This window comes from Pseudoalteromonas sp. Z1A6 (assembly GCF_011378745.1).
Classification (GTDB): domain Bacteria; phylum Pseudomonadota; class Gammaproteobacteria; order Enterobacterales; family Alteromonadaceae; genus Pseudoalteromonas; species Pseudoalteromonas arctica.
Map to the genome: position 1 here is coordinate 1 of NZ_WTKW01000695.1, position 605 is coordinate 605.

Sequence of the window (605 nt, forward strand, 5' to 3'; positions counted from 1 at the left end):
AATAACTACTATAATAAATTTATAACAATCTAAAATTCCAAAGCTTTTAAGTGATGTGGAATTGTTTAATTAATCCGAAGTGAAATAATCCTTAATCCAAGGTTTTGAAATGTCAACAATTAAACGTAATATATCAAAAGTAAATACTTGTTATGCTAAAATTATAAACAGGCTACACGCGAAAGTGCTTGGTCAAGTTTCACTTTTGCGTAAACTGGGTGGAACAGTAGGGAAAGGTTGTCGGTTTGTTGGTCATCTTGATTTTGGTTCGGAGCCATATTTAATTAGTATTGGAAATAATGTCAGTATTACCTCAAGTAGTTTTGTGAATCATGATGGAGGAGTGTGGGTTTTTCGTAATGAATATCCAGCTATTGATGTTGTAAAACCGATAGTAATAAAAGATAACGTTTTCATTGGAAGTAACTGTATTATTATGCCCGGAGTAACGATTGGTTCAAACGTAGTTGTTGGAGCCGGCGCGGTCATAACTAAAGATTTACCAGATAATGCTGTATATGCCGGAGTGCCAGCTAAAAAGATCAAATCCTTAGCGGAATACCAAAATGGTGTTTTAGAAAATAATTTAGATACAAAAGATATTA

The 605-nt window shown here is 33.2% G+C and carries 1 protein-coding gene; it reads left to right on the forward strand.

Features of this window, described 5'->3' with window-relative positions; all coding sequences use genetic code 11:
* Positions 1–109: 109 nt before the first annotated feature.
* Positions 110–605: acyltransferase (locus GQR46_RS20385; protein WP_165742350.1), on the forward strand; the 496-nt coding region annotated here is incomplete at its 3' end.